General features: G+C 72.5%; 1 protein-coding gene. It reads right to left on the reverse strand.

Annotated elements, in window-relative coordinates; translation table 11 throughout:
- Positions 1-687: 687 nt before the first annotated feature.
- The gene (locus ACFWPT_RS40895; protein ID WP_380488123.1) at positions 688-1,338 is read right to left on the reverse strand and encodes a response regulator; all 651 of its coding nucleotides are present in this window, start codon (positions 1,336-1,338) and stop codon (positions 688-690) included.
- Positions 1,339-1,549 lie beyond the last annotated feature (211 nt).

The raw sequence follows: 1,549 nt of genomic DNA on the forward strand, positions 1-1,549 counted from the left end.
GCGGACCATCTCCATCTCCTCAGGTGTCACACCTGAAAGAAAATCACAACCCCACCCTGGCCGATCATCCGGGGCACCTAACAAAGCCCTACTAGCCGGCTGCGGAAAAGCCGGAAAAGCCGGAAAAGCCGGAAGAAATGGAAGGCGCTGGACGCGGCTGAGGGCCGCGCACGCAGGGGAGGCGCGGAGCGAGTCCCCCCGGACTCGCTCCGCACCGCCTCGTCGCGCGGCTTCGCGCTGCCGCTCCCCCCGACTCCCCGGCAGCCCCGCCGTTCCCCCCTGGCAGCACCCTCCGGCGAGAGCGGTCCGCACAGGCCCCGGCGAGCCCCCACCCCCGGGGACGTCGTTGGTATCACGTTAACAAACCGCGTGGTTGGTTTGTCAATAGCGGGATCCACGAAAAATCCACAAACGTGATGGTCGGTCCGGAAGGTCCCGCCAGGCGCCGGACCAGCGGATTGAGGCCCGACAGGGCGCCCGGCGGCCCTTCGGCGGGCGCGCGGCGGGCGCCGGTACGGGCGGCGGGCCGGGCGTGGGCCGTGCTGGAATCCGACATTCCGAGCATCATGGCAGCACGCAGTGACACCACGCGAGCGCTGAGCGCAGCGGATGCGTCCGGCGGTGCCCCGGCGGGCTGATGCAGAGTGAGTTCGCCGACAGGCCGGGCCCGGCGGACGTGAGCGCCCGTCAGCGCAGCAGTCGGCGCTCCTTGGCCACGGCCACCGCGCCGGCCCGGGTGTCCACCCCCAACTTGTCGTAGATCCGGCCGAGATGGGTCTTCACGGTGGCCTCGCTGATGAACAGCGCCCGGGCGATCTCCCGGTTGCCCAGCCCCTGCCCCAGCTGCGCGAGGATGTCCTGCTCGCGCTCGGTGAGCTGCGGTGAGGGCGCCCGCATCTGTGCCATCACCCGGGAGGCGACCGGCGGCGAGAGCACCGTGCGGCCCCGGGCGGCGGCGTGCACGGCGGCGAACAACTCCTCCGGCCGCTCGGCCTTCAGCAGGTAGCCGGTGGCGCCCGCGGCGATCGCCCGGGTGATGTCGGCGTCGGTGTCGTAGGTGGTGAGCACGAGCACGTGCGGGCCGCCCGGGGTGGCGCTGATCCGGCGGGTGGCCTCCACCCCGTCGATGCCGTCGCCGAGTTGGAGGTCCATCAGCACCACCTGCGGCGCCAGCCTGGCGGCCAGCGCGACCGCCTCCTCCCCGGTGCTCGCCTCGCCGACCACTGCGATGTCGCCCGCGCTGGCGAGCAGTGCCAGCAGGCCGGCCCGGACCACCGCGTGGTCGTCGCAGACCAGTAGCCGGACGGGGGCGTCGGTGGGGGAGCCGGTGGTGCTCATGCGGCCACCCCGCCGAGCCCATCGCGGCAGGAGCACCAGGAGCACCAGGAGCGCCAGGAGCGCCCGTCGCACCCCGCGCGCCGGTCGGGGGCGGGTCCGGTTCGTTCGCTCATCGGTGCTCCGTAAGGTGTTAGGTGGCCCGGGAGGGCCGGATGTGGCTGATGGGTTCTTGCCGACCGTGGCTTCCCTGGAGTGGCCGTCCGGCTCTCCG

This window comes from Kitasatospora sp. NPDC058478, assembly GCF_042720345.1.
Classification (GTDB): Bacteria; Actinomycetota; Actinomycetes; order Streptomycetales; family Streptomycetaceae; genus Kitasatospora.

Bases quoted from the DNA above. Each gene is read 5' to 3' on its own strand.
- ACFWPT_RS40895 (WP_380488123.1), bottom strand. From the start codon at position 1,338: ATGAGCACCACCGGCTCCCCCACCGACGCCCCCGTCCGGCTACTGGTC.